Source organism: Corallococcus exiguus (genome assembly GCF_009909105.1).
Taxonomy (GTDB): domain Bacteria; phylum Myxococcota; class Myxococcia; order Myxococcales; family Myxococcaceae; genus Corallococcus; species Corallococcus exiguus.
In genome coordinates this window covers 376,256-391,898 of record NZ_JAAAPK010000003.1, presented here as the reverse complement: position 1 = coordinate 391,898, position 15,643 = coordinate 376,256, and the positions used below count along the sequence as shown (strand labels likewise).

The following is a 15,643-nucleotide window of genomic DNA, read 5'->3' as shown; positions in this document are numbered from 1 at the left end:
CCGGAGGTCCCGTCATGGCAGCACCCGCAGTGCAACAGAAGGCGACAGCGTCCAAGAAGAACAGTGCCCAGTTCCTCTGGGAGGCGAAGACCAAGAGCGGGGAGAACAAGAAGGGCGAGATGGAGGCCCCGGACATCGAGGCCGTCAACGCGCGCCTGAAGTCGCTCGGCCTCAACCCCACGAAGGTGCGCAAGAAGGGCGCCCTCGACGGGGCCATCTCCCTGCCCGGCATGGGCGGGGTGACGGGCAAGGACATCCTCATCTTCACCCGTCAGTTCGCGACGATGATCGACGCCGGCCTGCCGCTGGTGCAGTGCTTGGACATCCTCGCCAGCCAGATGGACAACCCCGCCTTCAAGAAGGTGGTGTTCGCCATCAAGAGCAAGGTGGAGCAGGGCAGCACCTTCGCGGACGCGCTGAAGGAGCACCCCAAGATCTTCGACGAGCTCTACGTGCAGCTGTGCGCCGCGGGCGAGGTGGGCGGTATCCTCGACACCATCCTCAACCGGCTCGCCGCCTACCGTGAGAAGAGCGAGAAGCTGAAGGCCAAGGTCAAGAGCGCCATGACCTACCCGTCGGTGGTCATCCTGGTGGCCATCGGCGTGACGGCGCTGCTGCTGCTCAAGGTGACGCCCGTCTTCGAGAAGATGTTCGCGGACTTTAACTCCAAGCTGCCCGGGCCCACCCAGGTGGTCGTGGACATGTCGAAGTTCGCCCAGGCGTACTTCATCCACACCGTGGTCGGCATCGCGGCGGTGGTGTTCTCCTTCACCTGGAGCTACCGCCAGCCCAAGGGCCGCAAGTTCTGGGACAAGGTCTTCCTCAAGATGCCCCTGTTCGGCGACGTGCTCCGCAAGGTGGCCGTGGCGCGCTTCACGCGCACGCTGGGCACGATGATCTCCTCCGGTGTGCCCATCCTGGACGCGCTGGACGTGACGGCGAAGACGGCCGGCAACCGCACGGTGGAAGAGGCCATCTACTACGTGCGCGGGAAGATCGCCGAGGGCAAGAACATCGCGGGCCCGCTCCTGGAGACGAAGGTGTTCCCCTCCATGGTGGTGCAGATGATTGGCGTCGGCGAGGCGACGGGCGCCATGGACACCATGCTCAACAAGATCGCCGACTTCTACGACGACGAGGTGGACACGGCGGTCAGCGCCCTCACCTCGATGATCGAACCGCTCCTCATGGTGTTCCTGGGCGGCGTGGTCGGCGGCTTCCTCATCGCCATGTACCTGCCCATCTTCTCGCTTGCCGGCGCCATCAAGTAGCGCGGGCGGTGGAAGGCTGATGCGCGGCGTGGCCCCCGGGCTGCGCTCGCGTCTGGTGTGGCTGGTGTTGTTCCGCACCGTGGCGGCGAGCCTGTCGCTCGTCGTGACGGTGGCCCGGCTGGCGACCCAGCCCGCGCAGGAGCCCAGCCGCGCGGACTCGCTGTCGTTCGGTGTCATCGCGGCGGCCTACGTCCTCACGGTGGTGACGGGCCTGCGCTTGCGCCGGGGCACCGCGGGGCGCCTGGACGCCGTGGTGCAGGTGGTGGGCGACGTCATCATCGCCACCGGCCTGGTGTTCCTGAGCGGCGGCGCGGAATCGCCGCTGACGTTCCTCTACAGCCTGGCCGTCATTGGCGCGGCGGTGGTGTTGGATCGGCGTGGCGCGCTGTGGGCCGCGGTCGTGTCCTCGCTGGCCTTCACCGGGCTGCTGCTGGTCATGCGGCTCACCCTGCCGGCGGACGCCCCGACGATGGCGCCCTCGCGGGTGCTCTTCGTGCTGGGCAGCAACGTGCTGGCGCTGGGCCTCATCGCCGTGCTGTCCGGCTACCTGTCGCGCCAGCTGTCCGCCACGGGCGGTGCGCTGTCCCAGAGCGAGGCGGACCTGCGCCGGCTGGGGCGGCTGCAGCAGCTCATCCTGTCCTCCATGCCGTCGGGGCTCGTCACCTGCGACGCCGAGCGGCGCGTCACCTTCCTCAACACCGCGGCCTGCGGCATCCTCCAGGTCACGGACAGCGCGTGCGTGGGCCAGACGCTGGAGAAGCTCCTGCCGGGCGTGTCCGTGCTGGCGCCGCGCGCCACCCGGGGTGAGCTGCGGGTGAAGACGCCGGGGGGCCAGCGGGTGCTGGGGTTGTCCGTGTCGCCCCTGGAGGGCGAGGCGGGCTCGCTGCTCATCGTCTTCCAGGACCTCACGGAGCTGCGGCGCATGGAGGAGGACCTCAAGCGCACGGACCGGCTGGCCAGCCTGGGTGCGCTGTCCGCGCAGCTGGCGCATGAAATCCGCAACCCGCTGGCCGCCATGCGCGGCTCCGCGCAGCTCCTGGCCCAGGACCCGTCCGGTGACGTGGTGGTGACGAAGCTCACCGGCATCCTCACGCGCGAGGCGGACCGGCTGGCGCGGCTGGTGGAGGACTTCCTGCGCTTCGCGCGCCCACCCGAGCCGCAGCGCCGGCCGGTGGCCCTGGACACGCTGCTGTCGGAGACGGTGGACATGCTCCGCGCGGATCCGCTTTCACGCGAAGTGCAACTGGAGGTGCGCCTGTTGGACGCGCTGACGGTGCCGGTGGATCCGGACCAGCTGCGTCAGGTGCTCCTCAACCTGGTGCGCAATGGCATCCAGGCGGCGGGTCCAAAGGGAACCGTCCGGGTGGCGCTGGCGCGCGCGGACAAGGAAGCGCAGATTCGCGTGTGGGACTCGGCGGGAAGCATCACGGAGGAGATGATGGGGCACCTGTTCGAGCCGTTCTTCACGACCCGCAACGGTGGCACCGGGCTGGGCCTGTCCACCGCGCACTCCATCATCCACGCGCACGGAGGCACCATCCGCGTGACGTCCAATCCCGCTGAAGGCACCGAGTTCCTCGTGGGGCTGCCCCTGTGACGGCGCCGCTCCCCCATGACGGTGGGTCGCGCGGCCACGTGCTGGTGGTGGACGACGAGCTGTCCATGCGCGAGTACCTGGAGATCCTCCTGGTGAGGGAAGGCTACGCCGTGACGAGCGTGCCCTCCGTGGAGAACGCGCGCGCCATGTTGGAGAAGGACCAGGTGGACCTGGTCATCTCCGACATGAAGCTGGGCTCGGGCAGCGGCCTGGACGTGCTGCGTACGGCGCGCTCGCGCAAGGAGCCGCCGGAGGTGGTGCTCATCACCGCCTTCGGCACGCCGTCCTCCGCGGTGGAGGCCATGCGCGAGGGCGCCTACGACTACATCTGCAAGCCCTTCGACAACGAGGAGCTGCGGCTGCTGGTGCACAAGGCGCTGGAGAAGCGCGCGCTGCGCCAGGAGAACCTCACGCTCAAGTCGCGGCTCCTGCCCGGCCTGGGCGGGTTGCTGGTGGGGACGAGCCCCCGCATGCGCGCCCTGTGGCAGCTGGTGGAGAAGGTGGCCCCGGGCCGCAGCACGGTGCTGGTGACGGGGGAGAGCGGCACCGGCAAGGAGCTGGTGGCGCGCGCCATCCACCTGCGCGGCCAGCGCGCCGCCCAGCCCTTCCTCCCCTTCAACTGCGGCGCCCTCAATGAAGGCGTGCTGGAGAGCGAGCTGTTCGGCCACCTGAAGGGGTCCTTCACGGGCGCCACGCATGAGCGGCCGGGCCTGCTGGTGTCCGCGGCCGAGGGCACGGTGATGCTGGACGAGGTGGGCGAGATGCCGCTCGCCACGCAGGTGAAGCTGTTGCGCGTGCTGCAGGAGCGCAAGGTGAAGCCGGTGGGCAGCGCGGCGGAGATTCCCTTCCAGGCGCGCGTCATCGCGGCCACCAACCGCCGGCTGGAGGCGGAGGTGAAGGCGGGCCGCTTCCGCGAGGACCTCTTCTACCGGCTCAACGTCATCACGCTGGAGCTGCCCCCGCTGCGCGAGCGGCCGGAGGACATTCCGCCGCTCGCCACGCACTTCCTGGCGCGGCTGGCGGAGGAGCTGGGCCGGCCGGCCCTGCGCTTCGCGCCGGAGACGCTCGCGTTGATGGAGCGCTATGCGTTCCCGGGCAACGTGCGCCAGCTGCAGAACATGGTGGAGCGCGCGGCCACGCTGTCGGACTCGGAGCTGCTGGGGCCGGGGACGCTGCCGCCCGCGGTGCGCGGTGAGTCGGAGCCCCTGAGCCGCCCGGGCGACAGTGGCGAGCCTTCGCTGGGCTCGGGCTTCAACCTGGAGCGCCACCTGGACGAAAGCGAGCGGCGGCACCTGCTGGCCGCGCTCAAGCAGTCCCAGGGCGTGAAGACGCGCGCCGCGGAGCTGCTGGGCCTGTCCTTCCGCTCCTTCCGCTACCGGTTGGCGAAGCACGGCCTCACGGAAGAACTGGACGAGCCGTCCCCCCGGTCGTGACGGACTCCCGGGCGTCTTCCGCCTCCAGGGCCATGAGCGCGGGCTCGGCCAGGTAGCTCAGCCGCTTGGTCTCCAGCGACAGCTGGCTCACGCCCTCGAGCACCAGCCCCACGAGTCCCGACAGCGCGCCCAGCAGCACCAGGCCCGTGCACAGGATGGCGGTGGGGAAGCGCAGCACCTGGCCCGTCTCGAAGAACTGGAGGAAGACGGGAATGGACAAGAGCAGCGCGGTGACGACGAGCACCGCGCCGATGGTGCCGAAGAACTGCCGTGGCCGCAGCAGCCGCTGCAGCCGCAGGATGTGGCGCAGGATGCGCAGGCCGTCGCGCCAGGTGTTCAGCTTGCTGTGCGAGCCCTCCATCCGCTTCGCGTAGCGCGTGGGCACCTCACGCACGGGCATGCGCAGCTGCAGCGCGTGGATGCTCATCTCCGCCTCGATTTCGAAGCCCTCCGAGGCGCAGGGAAACGACTTGATGAAGCGCCGCGACAGCACCCGGTAGCCGGAGAAGATGTCCGACAGTCCCTTGTCGAAGAGGCTGGCCACCACCTGGTTGAAGAGCCAGTTGCCGGCCACGTGCCCCGCCCGGTAGGCCTCGTTCTCGGTGTGCACCCGCGTGCCCACGACCATGTCCAGGCACTCGTCCTGGAGCAGCCGGGCCATCCCTTCCGCCGCGCTGGCGTCGTAGGTGCCGTCACCGTCCGCCACGACGTAGATGTCTGCGTCCACGTCCGCGAAGGCCCGCCGCAGGACGTTGCCCTTGCCGCGCCGGGGCTCGGCGCGCACCTGGGCGCCCGCTTCTCGTGCCACCCGGGCCGTCTCGTCCGTGGAGGCGTTGTCGTAGACGTAGACCGTCGCCGTGGGCAGTGCCTGGCGGAAGGCCTGCACCGTGTGCGCGATGGCCAACGCCTCGTTGAAGCAGGGGAGGATGACCGCGATGCGGGGCGGCATCGCGAGGCTCGGGCGGCTCATTCGGAAGGTCGGCAAAAAAAGGGGCCACGTCCTCGTGGCGTGGAGCGCCACTCTACACGCTCCTTCCGCTGATCCACGCCCCGGGCCGTTGCGCTACGCTGCCGGGCCTTACCCATGGCTCCTCCCCCTGGCAGGTCCCCCTTCCCCCCGCTCGTGCTGGCCGCCGTGCTGTTGCTGGCCCACGCGGCGCTCTGGCTGTCGTACTTCAAGGGCTTCCGCCTGGACCTGGGGAGCATCGACCTGCCAACGCCCCGGTACCTCCTGCTCGCGGCGATGATGGGCTTTCTCGGCGTCCCCGTGGTGGTGTGCCTGGCGCTCGCGGGAGGCCGGGGCCTCCGGGCGGAGCCCCTTCAGCGCTGGCGCTCCGCGTGGCGCGACTACCCTGACCGCCGGAGCCTCGTGCTGCTGGGGCTGATGGGCGTGCTCATTCCGCTCGCCATCCAGTCGCTGCTCCTGGGGCACGCGCCCCTCACGGACGACGAGGCCTCCTACCAGCTCGCGGCGCGCCTCCTGGCCTCCTTCCGGCTGTGGGTGCCCTCGCCGCCCCTGAAGCTCTTCTTCGACAACGGCTTCCTCGTGAATGACGGGAAGCTGTACAGCCAGTATTTCCTCGGGTGGCCGTTCCTCCTGGCGTTCGGCATGAAGGCGGGCGTGCCCTGGCTCATCAACCCGCTGCTCGCGGGAGCGACGACGGTGGCCGTCTTCCTGGTGGCGCGCGAGTGGTTCGGCTCGGCGTGGGCGCGCGTCGCGGGGCTCTTGTGCCTCGTTTCGCCGCTGGTGATGACGGGCGCGGCCACGATGATGTCGCACACCGCGGTCCTCTTCGCGCTGGCGTGGTTGCTGTACTGCGTGCAGCGCTCTCGCGCGGGTGCCGGCGCGGTAGCGAGCGCGGGCGTGGCGTTCTTCTTCTGCCTGGCGTTCTGGACGCGGCCCGCGACCGCGGTGGGCCTGGGGGCGCCGCTGCTCGTGTGGTGGGCCATGGGGCTGTGGCGGGGCGAGCGCCGAGGGGTGCCCGCGCGGGTGGGCGCCTTCCTGGCGGTGGCGGTGCCGCTCGCGGCGCTGTTCCTCGCGGCCAACGCCGCCCAGACGGGCTCGCCGTGGATGACGGGCTACCACGCGGGCCTGTTCTACGCGCGCGCCAACGCCTTCCGCTTCGCCACGTTCGCCCCCGATTCCGCGAGCGGGGAAGGCTTCTGGTACTTCTTCGTGGACCGCTCCCCGTGGCTCGCGGTGGGCCGCGGCGTGGTGGCGCTCTTCCGGCTGAGCGTGGATGGCTTCGGGTGGCCGCTGGGGCTGGCGCTCGCGTGTCTCGCGCGGGGGCCGCACGCGCGCTGGCTGGCGGCGAGCATGGCAGGGCTCTGGGTGATTCACATTCCCGTGGCGGACGCGGGCATCGACTCGTTCGGGCCGGTGCACTACTCGGAGGCGATGCTGCCGTTGGTGCTGCTGACCACGGACGGACTGCGCACGCTGTGGCGCTGGGCATGGGCGCAGGGGCGGCCGGGGCTGGTGCCGGGCACGGTGGCGGGGCTGCTGCTGGTGTGCGCGGCCATGTACCTGCCCCCGCGGTGGACGACGCTGGCCCTGCTGGCCCGGGACGTGCGCGCGCCGTTGGAGTTCGTGGAGCGCGAGGCGCCGGTGCCGTCCATCGTCTTCACGCAGCACCCCATCGCGCCGCCCTGTCAGTCGGCCCCGGCGCGCCACTTCGTGTTCACGCGGCCCAACAACGGTCCGGACCTGGACGACCCCGTGCTCTGGGCCAACCACCTGGGCGTGGAGCGGGACCGGGAGCTGATGAAGCGCTTCCCGGGGCGCGAGGGCTACCTGCTCGTCGTGTCGCGCAAGGACTGCCAGCACCGGCTCGTCCCGCTCGACCAGGCCTCCCCCGACCGCTTCCCCTCGCCGGTGAAGGAACTGCCCTCGGATTTCCCCCCGCCGGAGTGACGTGCCCCGTGTCCGAGCGGCCCTGCGGCCTGCCCCTCAGCGCGCAAGCCGCGCGAGCGTCTGCTCGTAGTCCGTGATGAAGCGCTCCAGGCCCCACCGCTCGCGTCCCCAGCGCGCGACCTGCTCGCGCGGGGGCGGGGAGGCCAGCAGGCTTCGCACCGCCGCCGCCAGCGCGTCCGCGCCCTCCACCCGCAGCACGCCGGGCGCGTCCGAGACGTTGGCGGTGAAGGACGGATCCGTGGACACCACGGCGGGCAGCCCCGTGAGCATGCCCTCCTGGAGCGTCAGGGGCAGGCCCTCGCCCCGTGAGGGCAGCAGCAGCACGTCCGCGCACGCGTAGAGCTCGTGCATGCGTGCGTGGTCCACCTGGCGCAGGTGGTCGGTCCCCGTCAGGCCCTCGATCTCGGAGGCGAGCGGGCCGTCTCCGGCCACCACCAGCCGGATGCCCTCTGGGGCAAGCCTCCGCTGCACCTCGGCCACCAGCGACACCCCCTTCTTCGGCACCAGGCGCGCGGCGAAGAGGACGAGGGGCGCGGACTCGGAAAGGCCGAAGGCGGCGCGGGCCCGGCGTCGTGCTTCCGGGGCGAGCGGCTGGAAGCGCGGCGAGAACCCCAGGGGAATCAGGCGAAGGGAACGCTTCAGGCCCACGCGGGAGAAGTAGGCCTGCACGTGGGGGCTGTACGTCACCACCTCGGTGGCGGACATCAGCACCGCGCGCCCGAGCGTCCGGTAGGCCACGTCCTGCACGGTGTCCAGCACCCCTCCGTAGGGGACCTCACCCACGTGCTGGGTGATGAGCAGCGGCTTGCGGTGGCGCCGGCAGAGCGCGGCCGTCATCGCGGAGGACAGGTAGAGGCAGTCGTGCGCGTGCACCACGTCCACCTCGCGCACGAGCGCGTCCAGCTGCCGCCAGCCCGACGGGGCCCACACCGGCATGGGCACATGGAGGTTGCGCTCCAGCCAGTTCCACGCGGCCACCCGCACGCGCGCGTCGGAGACCCCGGGCGGCTCGGGCGTGGCGCCGGAAATCCACCGCACGTCGTGGCCCCGCTCGCGCAGCCCCTGGAACAGCGTCTCCACCATGATTTCGATGCCGCCAGGGTGGGGCGGCATGAAGTTCGAGACCTCGAGGATGCGCATGGCGAATGGGCCCATCGCGCGGCGGTCCGGTCCGTCTCTCTTGACGGGTGGGAGCCGGCGCGGGCGGTCCCACCATCGCACGGGCCGCCGTGCCACCGAGAGCCGCATGTGACGCGCGGGCCGGGCTCCCTGCTCAGGGAGCGGACCCTCCGGCGCGGGCCGCCGCCGCCTCGTGCTCACGCGCCTGCGCTTCATGCCCCAGCGCGCGGTGGACGCGGCCCAGCGCTCCGAGCACCGCGGGCGCGTCCGGTGCCAGCCTCCGGGCCTCCTCCAGCGAGACCAACGCCTCCTGCGCGTGTCCTGTGCGCAGCAGCGACTCGCCCAGGGAGACCCGGGCGTCGACGCTCGTTGGCGCGAGCCGGACCGCCTCCTGGAAGGCCCGCGTGGCCGCCGCGTCGTCCCGCAGCGCGTGCAGGGCCTCGCCCAGCTGGTAATGGATGCCGGATTGGTCCGGCATCCCGACGAGCGCGGCTTCCAGCAGCTCCCGGGCCCGGGCGGGTTGCCCCGCCTTGATCAGGGCCCGGGCCAGGGCATTCACGGTGGGGGGATGGGTGGGCCGCAGCCTCACCGCGTGCTCCAGCGCGGGCAGGGCTTCGTCCACGCGTCCCTCGCGCAGGAGGGCACTCCCCAACTGGTAGTGCGGCGTGGGCGCGTCCGGGCTCACCTCCACGGCGTTCGCCCACAGGCTGACCTCGTCCTGCCAGACGCCCACCTGCGTCGCGGCGCTCGCGGTGGCCGCCAGCAGCACCGCGCCCGCGACGACCGCGGGCACCAGGGCTCCCGAGGATGCGGCCTCGCGGCGCGCCCGGGCGCTCCAGGCGCCCCATGCCGCGGCGACGCCCAGACAGAACCCCACCGACGGCAGGTAGTCGTAGCGCTCGGAGACCGCGCTCTCTCCGAGCGCGCGAAGGTGCAGCGCCGGCAGCAACGGCAGCATCAGCCACGCCAGGCCCAGCCAGGCCCCGGGCACCCGCCGCCGCAGGCGCACCAGCCCCGCCGCCACGCCCAGCGCGACCCCCAGGCCCACCCACGCCCGGACTGCCGTGAGCGAGGTGACGAGCTCGAAGGGGTGCAGCACGCTCAGGCCCGAGGGCAGGACGAGCAGCCGCGCGTGTTCCGCGAGCAGCGGCAGCGCATTGAACAGCGCGAGACCGGGAGGCACTGAAGCCCACCCCGAATTCACCATGGCGCCGCCCACGGCGTGCAGCCGCAGCGCCAGATAGACGGTGCCGGCGAGCACCAGCGGCCCGTAACGCCAGGCCCACTCGCGCTTGTGTTCAGCGGAAGGCGGCGGGCGGTCCACCAGCTCCCAGGCGAGCAGCATGCCGGGCAGCACGGCGGAGACCTCCTTGAAGAGGAGCGCCACCAGCCACAATCCCGCCCCCGCCACCGCGCGCACGGGCCGCAGCGGCCGGATGGCCACGCACGCCAGCATGCCCAGGCCCGCGGTCGTGGCGGCCACGTCCATGACCGCGCTCACCCACGCCACCGCTTCCACGTGCACCGGGTGGACGGCGAAGAGCAGCCCCGCGACCAGGCCAGCCCCCGGCCGCTGTCCGTCCAGCACGCGCCGGGCCAGGACCCAGACGAGCAGCGACGCGACCGTGTGCAGCAGCAGGGACATCAGGTGGTATCCCCAGGGCGCGGTGCCCGCCACGCCGTGCACGGCCAGGAGCAGCACGTGGGTCATCGGCCGGTAGAACGCGGCGCTCGCGGAGGCGCTGGGAACGAAGCCGAAGAGTTGCTGGGTGAAGATGTCCCCCAGCGCCGCCGCCGAGCGGATCCACGGGTTGGCCTCCACGAGCACGTAGTCGTCGTAGACCAGTCCGCCCGTCAGTGCCGGCGCGTACACGGCGAGCGCCGCGAGCACCACGGCCACGGCCTGGAGTCCTTCGCGCGAAGGCCCGGCGGCGTGGGAGAGGGGAGGGGCGGAAGGCACGGAAGGGATCAAGAAGGAGGCTCCCACGGAGGCTGGGGCCACGATACCCGATGCCCCGGAGCGCCGAGGGGACACGAACCTGGCAGGCCAGCAGGCGTGGGGCGCGGGTGCCCGGAGGATGGCCCACCGGCCCCCTGGCCAGGGGCGGGAGCGGAGTGGGTCGGTGGTAGGGTCCACCCCCTCTCGACCCATGGCCTCCACTCCCTTCCACGGTCCGCCTCCGCGCGCCTCCCTCCAGGTCCTATGGGTGGTCCTCGCGGCGCTGCTCGTCCACGCTCCGGCGCTCGCGAACGGCTTCGTCTACGACGACGTTCCCCTGCTCCTGGAGAACCCCTGGCTGCGCTCCGTGGAAGGGCTTCGCGCCGCGTTCAGCCACTCCCTCTTCGGCTTCGTCGACGACGGCGCGGACTCGGGGCTGGGCTCGGGCTACTACCGGCCGCTCGCGCACGTGACGTTCTGGCTGCTGCGGGCCGTCTTCGGGACCGCCCCCTGGGGCTACCACCTGCTGCTCATCCTGGCGCACGCGGGCGCGTCCGTCCTGGTGTGGAGGCTGCTGCGGACCTGCCTGCGCGGCGGCGAGGGCGGGGAGGACGTGTCCGGGTGGGCGGCCCTCACGGGAGCGCTCCTCTTCGCCCTGCATCCGGTCCACACGGAGGCGGTGGTGTGGGTGAGCGGCTGGATGGACCTGAGCGCCTGCCTCGCGCTGCTGCTCACGGCGCGGTTGCTCGTGCCGGGCCCCGTGTCATCCCCGCGCGCGTGGCTGGCCGCGCTGGCGTGGCTTGGGGGGCTGCTCCTCAAGGAGACGGCCATCGTGCTGCCGGTGCTGCTCGTTGTCCTCGAGTGGGGCACGGGCACGGCATCGGTGGGGTTCCGGGAGCGGCTGCGGCGTCATGGCCCCCTGGCCGTGGCGCTGGCGGTGTACGCCGCCCTCCGGCTGAGCGCGCTGGGGCTGGCCGCGCCCGCGGATCCGCGACGGCTGTCGAATGGAGGCGCGAGCCTGGCGGACGCGCTGTCGCTGGTGACGCGGTTCGGAGGCAAGCTCCTCTGGCCGCACCCGCTGGTGGCGGCGCCTCCCGCGTCATGGGTGCGCTCCCCGTGGGAGCCCGCGGTGCTCCTGGGGGGATTGTGCGTGATGGGCTTCCTGCTGCTGCTGGGCTGGGCGGTGCGAAGGCGCCAGGGCGCGGTCGTGACGGGGCTGTTCTGGCTGGCCGTGCCCCTGCTGCCCGTCCTGGCCCTCCAGTCGCGCGGCGTGGAGGCCTACGCGGAGCGCTACCTCTACCTGCCCTCGGTGGGGTTCGTGCTGCTCGTGGCGGTGGGGCTGCGGGCCCTGCTCGAGCGCTGGCCCGCGAGCGCCCGCGCGCTGACGCTCGCTTCCGGTGGGGTGCTGGCATCCTTCGCCCTGCTGACGCTCTTGCGCATCCCCGTGTGGCACGACGAGGTGTCCCTGTGGGAGACAACCGTGGAGCAGGTCCCCGAGCGTCCGTCAGCCCATGCGTGGCTGGGCGCGGCCTACCTGAACGTGCGGCGCGCACCGGAAGCGGTGCCCCACCTGGAGACCGCCGCGGCGGCGCTGCCCGGGAACTACCGCGTGCGCAGCGACCTGGCCGTCGCCTACGCGATGACGGGGCGCTTCCAGGACGCCGTGCGCCAGCTAGAGGCGGCCATCCGGCTCAAGCCCCGGAGCGCCACCCCGCGCCACAACCTGGGCCTGACGCTGCGCAGGGCAGGGCAGTTGGACGCGGCGGTGGCGCGCTTCCGGGAGGCCCTCCAACTGGAGCCCGCCCGCGCGGACTCGCACCTGGAGCTGGGCCGCACGCTGTTGCAACTGGGCCGGCCCCGCGAGGCCGAGGCCGCCCTCACGGAGGCGCTCCGCCTCAAGCCGGACCTGGAGGCCGCGCGCCGGGCGCTGGCGGCGGCCCGGTCCGCGCCGTCCACCGCGCAGCCCGGGCCGTGAGCTTCAGCGGAAGTCGCGCCGCTCGAAGATGAACATGGCCAGCGCGGTGAAGACCGCGGCCCACGCCGTCCCGTAGCCCAACGCGGACAGCAGGGTGGTCGCGTCGACGGGCAGCGCGTACGTGGCCTGGGGCTTGAAGTTCATCCGCTCCAGGTTGGGCAGCATGTAGAAGATGATGCGGCCCATCCAGCGGACCAGCTGGCTCTCCGAGTAGCTGGAGATTTCATACAGGTCCCCCGCCAGGTGCCCGGCGAAGTACAGGCCCGTCGTGCAGATGGAGGACACCGCGGGGCCGCAGAAGCTGGAGAAGAGGATGCCCGCGCTGCTGAGCACGAGCAGCTCGAACCACATCGCCCCGGCCGCCACCAGGTGCGTGGAGTGGATGGGCGTGCGGAACAGCAGCAGCTGGCTCAGGAAGATGAGCGTCATCGCCACCAGCACCACGCCCAGCGTCAGCATGGTGCCCGCCAGGCGCGCCAGGAGGAACTGCGTGCGCGACACCGGCTTGCTCACCATGAGGAAGATGGTGCGCCGCTCAATCTCCCGGCTCAGCAGGCCGCACGACAGGAAGATGGCGAGGAAGGCCAGGATGAGGCTCATCATCCCCAGGCCGAAGTCGGTCAGCACGCGGTCGAAGGTGGTGACCGTCACCTCCGTCACCAGCGTGGAGGACAACAGGACGATGACCGCGAACACGCCCACCACCACCGTCACGCGGTTGCGGCGCGCCTCGCGAAAACCGTTCCACATCATCGCGCTGAACGCGCTCACGTGTTGATCTCCCCGCCCACGCTCGTCGCGCGGCCCGAGTTCTTCAATGCGTCCATGAACAGCTGCTCCAGCGAGAACCGCGCCGGCTGGATGCGGTTCACCCGACCGCCCGCGCCCAGCACCCCGCCCAGGAGCCGCTGGCTGTCCGCGTCCGACACCTGCAGGAGCACACGCCCGTCCAGGGCCTGCGCGGACTCCAGCACCACGCCCAGCTCCTTCACCTTCTCCAAGGGCAGGTTCTCCACCACCATCTCCACGGTGGGCACCTGCGCGGACACCAGCTCCTGCACGCTGCCTTCGCGCACGCGCCGCCCGCCCACCAGCACCGCCAGGCGGTCACACAGGGCCTCCACGTCCGGGATGATGTGGCTGCAGAACAGCACCGTCGTGCCGTGGTCCCGCTCGGCGAGGATGAGGTCGCGCATCTGCCGGCGGCCCAGCGGATCCAGGCCGCTCGTCGGCTCGTCCAGGATGAGCAGCTTCGGCCGTCCCACCAGCGCCTGCGCCAGCGCCACGCGCTGCACCATGCCCTTGGAGTAGCGGCGGATCTGCAGCTTCTCCGCGCCCGCCATCTCCACCGCGCCCATCACCTCCGTCACCCGCCGGTCCAGGTCCTGGCCGCTCAAGCCGGACAACTGTCCCGCCAGCGTCACGAACTCCCGCCCGGTGAGGTACTCGTAGGGCGCCGGGTTCTCCGGCAGGAAGCCCACCAGCCGCCGGGTGGCCGCGTGGTCCACCGGCTGCCCGTACAAGAGCGCGGTGCCGCCACTGGGCCGCACCAGGTTCATCAGGATCTTGATGGTGGTGGACTTGCCTGCACCGTTGGGACCGAGCAGGCCGTAGATCTGTCCGGGGCCCACCTGGAGATCCAGGCCCTGGAGCGCCCGCACGGTGCGGTTGAGCCAGAAGCCGACCTTGTACGTCTTGGACAGCCCCTGGGCCTGGATGGGAAGGGCTTCAGGGTGTGGTGTCTGCATTGGAACTCGTGCCCTCCGGGTGGGCGTTGGGGCGGATCCGCTTTCCGTCGGCGGTGCGCTCATCGTAGATGACTTGCAGGCGGAACTCCGAGGCCGAGGAGTACACCCGGCCGCCGTCTCCAATGAAGAAGCGGCCACCCAACGGATCCGCTGGCAGCCGGGTCATCCCTCCATCCTCCACCAGTGCTTCCAAGGTGGCGGGAGCGCGGCCGTGCCGGGTGCGGTAGCGCTCCACCTCCGCGTCCAACTGCTGGAGCACGCGCTCCTGGAGGATTTCCCGGACGCGGCGGTCGTAGGTCTGGCGCGTCTCTTCGTCCTCGGCGCCGTCGCGCATCATCACCGCCAGGGACAGGCCTGTGTCGAAATCGCCGGCCTGGGCATACAGCCGCGTGGCCAGCGCCGAGTACCAGGCCGGCGCATCCCTCCGGCGCGACAGCTCCGTGATGATGTCCGCCGCTTCCTTGTACTCGCGGTGGAAGAACATCAGGTTGTAGGCAAGCTGGAACCACGTACGCGAGTTCTCCGGCACGTTCCGGGTCCCCTTGCGCAGCAGCTTCGTGGACTCCTCCACGTTGGCGTACTGCTCACGTCCCAGGTGGATGGGGATGGTCGTCCCTGCGAACCAGTAGACCGTCGCGAACTTGGGATCCAGGTCCGTCGCCAGGTCCGCGTAGGCGTAGACGTCCCGGTAGTCCGTAGGGGTCCTGGATCTGCCGATGCGGTTGAGGGTGAGGATCCAGAAGTAGTCGGTCACCAGCCCCAGCTGTCCCCTGAAGACGGCGCGCAGCAGCCCGGGGCGCGGCAGGAGCGGCCGGTCGTTCACCCGGAGCGTCGGGGTAGGTGGGGCCGCCAGCAACACGACGCAGAGCAGGGCGGCGGGCAACAGCAGGGCAGGCAGCTTGCGCATGGGTTCCACGAAACGCCAACGGGGTCCCCGGAGTGATCCCGGAGACCCCGCGTGCTGATCATGCCTCCTCGTTCAGACGGAAGCCAGTGACATCACGGGCAGCTGACGTCGTTGTACGCGTTGCCGGGCTCGCCACCGGAGACGGCGTCCTGGTCGTTGCCGCAGACGTCCGCCAGGTCGACGGTGGTCGCCGCGGAGGTGATGCCCCACGTGTCGGCGTTGTCGTCGTTGTCGACGTTACCGAAGGCCGTCGCGTTGAAATCGCAGGAGGGGCAGCTCGCGACACCGGGAATCACGCCGGCGGTGAGCGCCTGGGTGCCCGAGGACGGCTTGTTCTTGAAGCGGGCGATGTCCTGGCCGATGCAGCCGGTGGTGTACAGGCGGTCAGCAACCGCCGCCGGCTCAGAGCAGTCGGCCAGGCCGTAGCTGTAGCGGTTGCCGGCCTCAGGCGTGAAACCCAGCTTCTTGAAGTCGATGATGTACGTGTCCTTCTCGCCGAAGTACGCCTTCTGGGAGGTGTACAGGGCCTTCAGGTTGGTCTTCGCCTCCGACTGCTTCGACTTCGCCTGGAAGCGCATGAAGTTCGGGATGGCGATGGCGGCCAGGATGCCGATGATGGCGACCACGATCATCAGCTCGATGAGGGTGAAGCCACCCTTCTTCCGGAAGAGACGGTTCATCATGATTGGGGACTCCGCAGTGGGCAGAGGGGGGTTGAACGACGCGGGAACTCTTAGCAC

At 71.1% G+C, this 15,643-nt stretch carries 12 protein-coding genes; 5 read left to right on the top strand and 7 right to left on the bottom strand.

Translation table 11 applies throughout. The features are described from left to right. The first annotated feature begins 14 nt into the window (after positions 1-14). From GTZ93_RS13135 to GTZ93_RS13125, 3 genes are read left to right on the top strand one after another with little or no spacing between them, the layout of a single operon-like run. Positions 15-1,271, top strand: coding sequence for a type II secretion system F family protein (locus GTZ93_RS13135; protein ID WP_139920429.1), 1,257 nt, complete (start codon positions 15-17; stop codon positions 1,269-1,271). Positions 1,272-1,290: 19 nt separating this feature from the next. Further along, positions 1,291-2,868, top strand: a complete 1,578-nt coding sequence (locus GTZ93_RS13130) for a two-component system sensor histidine kinase NtrB (RefSeq protein WP_180946123.1) — start codon at positions 1,291-1,293, stop codon at positions 2,866-2,868. 44 nt (positions 2,869-2,912) lie between these two features. Then, positions 2,913-4,301, top strand: coding sequence for a sigma-54-dependent transcriptional regulator (locus tag GTZ93_RS13125; protein ID WP_139920433.1), 1,389 nt, complete (start codon positions 2,913-2,915; stop codon positions 4,299-4,301). On the opposite strand, the gene GTZ93_RS13120 is transcribed toward GTZ93_RS13125, so the two are convergent. Next, on the bottom strand, positions 4,264-5,271 hold the full coding sequence (locus tag GTZ93_RS13120; protein WP_139920427.1) for a glycosyltransferase: 1,008 nt from the start codon (positions 5,269-5,271) through the stop codon (positions 4,264-4,266). The two genes, GTZ93_RS13125 and GTZ93_RS13120, sit on opposite strands and share 38 nt — an antisense overlap. 114 nt (positions 5,272-5,385) lie before the next feature. Here GTZ93_RS13120 and GTZ93_RS13115 point away from each other — a divergent pair, with 114 nt between their 5' ends. Further along, complete coding sequence (locus GTZ93_RS13115; protein ID WP_139920425.1) at positions 5,386-7,215, top strand: ArnT family glycosyltransferase; 1,830 nt, start codon at positions 5,386-5,388, stop codon at positions 7,213-7,215. 36 nt (positions 7,216-7,251) lie between these two features. Here the strand turns inward: GTZ93_RS13115 and GTZ93_RS13110 are convergent, their stop codons facing one another. Both GTZ93_RS13110 and GTZ93_RS43240 read right to left on the bottom strand, forming a co-directional pair. Then, positions 7,252-8,355: a glycosyltransferase family 4 protein gene (locus GTZ93_RS13110; RefSeq protein WP_161662796.1), complete on the bottom strand. Its 1,104-nt coding sequence runs from the start codon at positions 8,353-8,355 to the stop codon at positions 7,252-7,254. 133 nt (positions 8,356-8,488) lie between these two features. Further along, positions 8,489-10,294, bottom strand: a complete 1,806-nt coding sequence (locus tag GTZ93_RS43240; protein ID WP_161662795.1) for a tetratricopeptide repeat protein — start codon at positions 10,292-10,294, stop codon at positions 8,489-8,491. Positions 10,295-10,484: 190 nt separating this feature from the next. Between GTZ93_RS43240 and GTZ93_RS13100 the strand changes: the two genes are divergently transcribed. After that, entirely contained in the window at positions 10,485-12,248 is a 1,764-nt protein-coding gene (locus GTZ93_RS13100; RefSeq protein ID WP_139921319.1) for a tetratricopeptide repeat protein, read from the top strand. 3 nt (positions 12,249-12,251) lie between these two features. On the opposite strand, the gene GTZ93_RS13095 is transcribed toward GTZ93_RS13100, so the two are convergent. The 4 genes from GTZ93_RS13095 to GTZ93_RS13080 all read right to left on the bottom strand — a co-directional run bounded on the left by GTZ93_RS13095 (position 12,252) and on the right by GTZ93_RS13080 (position 15,586). After that, entirely contained in the window at positions 12,252-13,019 is a 768-nt protein-coding gene (locus tag GTZ93_RS13095) for an ABC transporter permease (protein ID WP_139921317.1), read from the bottom strand. Next, positions 13,016-13,996 (bottom strand): ABC transporter ATP-binding protein, encoded by a 981-nt coding sequence (locus tag GTZ93_RS13090; RefSeq protein ID WP_120597151.1) that lies wholly within the window; start codon positions 13,994-13,996, stop codon positions 13,016-13,018. Before GTZ93_RS13090 ends, GTZ93_RS13095 begins: the two co-directional genes overlap by 4 nt. Continuing rightward, complete coding sequence (locus tag GTZ93_RS13085) at positions 13,977-14,903, bottom strand: pilus assembly protein PilG (protein ID WP_120580504.1); 927 nt, start codon at positions 14,901-14,903, stop codon at positions 13,977-13,979. The genes GTZ93_RS13090 and GTZ93_RS13085 overlap by 20 nt, the downstream gene beginning before the upstream one ends. A gap of 92 nt (positions 14,904-14,995) precedes the next feature. After that, entirely contained in the window at positions 14,996-15,586 is a 591-nt protein-coding gene (locus GTZ93_RS13080) for a prepilin-type N-terminal cleavage/methylation domain-containing protein (protein ID WP_139921315.1), read from the bottom strand. Positions 15,587-15,643: the final 57 nt, after the last annotated feature.

Coding starts and splice junctions, on each gene's coding strand:
- GTZ93_RS13135 (WP_139920429.1), top strand. CDS start 15: ATGGCAGCACCCGCAGTGCAACAGAAGGCGACAGCGTCCAAGAAGAAC.
- GTZ93_RS13130 (WP_180946123.1), top strand. CDS start 1,291: ATGCGCGGCGTGGCCCCCGGGCTGCGCTCGCGTCTGGTGTGGCTGGTG.
- GTZ93_RS13120 (WP_139920427.1), bottom strand. CDS start 5,271: ATGAGCCGCCCGAGCCTCGCGATGCCGCCCCGCATCGCGGTCATCCTC.
- GTZ93_RS13115 (WP_139920425.1), top strand. CDS start 5,386: ATGGCTCCTCCCCCTGGCAGGTCCCCCTTCCCCCCGCTCGTGCTGGCC.
- GTZ93_RS13110 (WP_161662796.1), bottom strand. CDS start 8,355: ATGCGCATCCTCGAGGTCTCGAACTTCATGCCGCCCCACCCTGGCGGC.
- GTZ93_RS13100 (WP_139921319.1), top strand. CDS start 10,485: ATGGCCTCCACTCCCTTCCACGGTCCGCCTCCGCGCGCCTCCCTCCAG.
- GTZ93_RS13090 (WP_120597151.1), bottom strand. CDS start 13,996: ATGCAGACACCACACCCTGAAGCCCTTCCCATCCAGGCCCAGGGGCTG.
- GTZ93_RS13085 (WP_120580504.1), bottom strand. CDS start 14,903: ATGCGCAAGCTGCCTGCCCTGCTGTTGCCCGCCGCCCTGCTCTGCGTC.
- GTZ93_RS13080 (WP_139921315.1), bottom strand. CDS start 15,586: ATGATGAACCGTCTCTTCCGGAAGAAGGGTGGCTTCACCCTCATCGAG.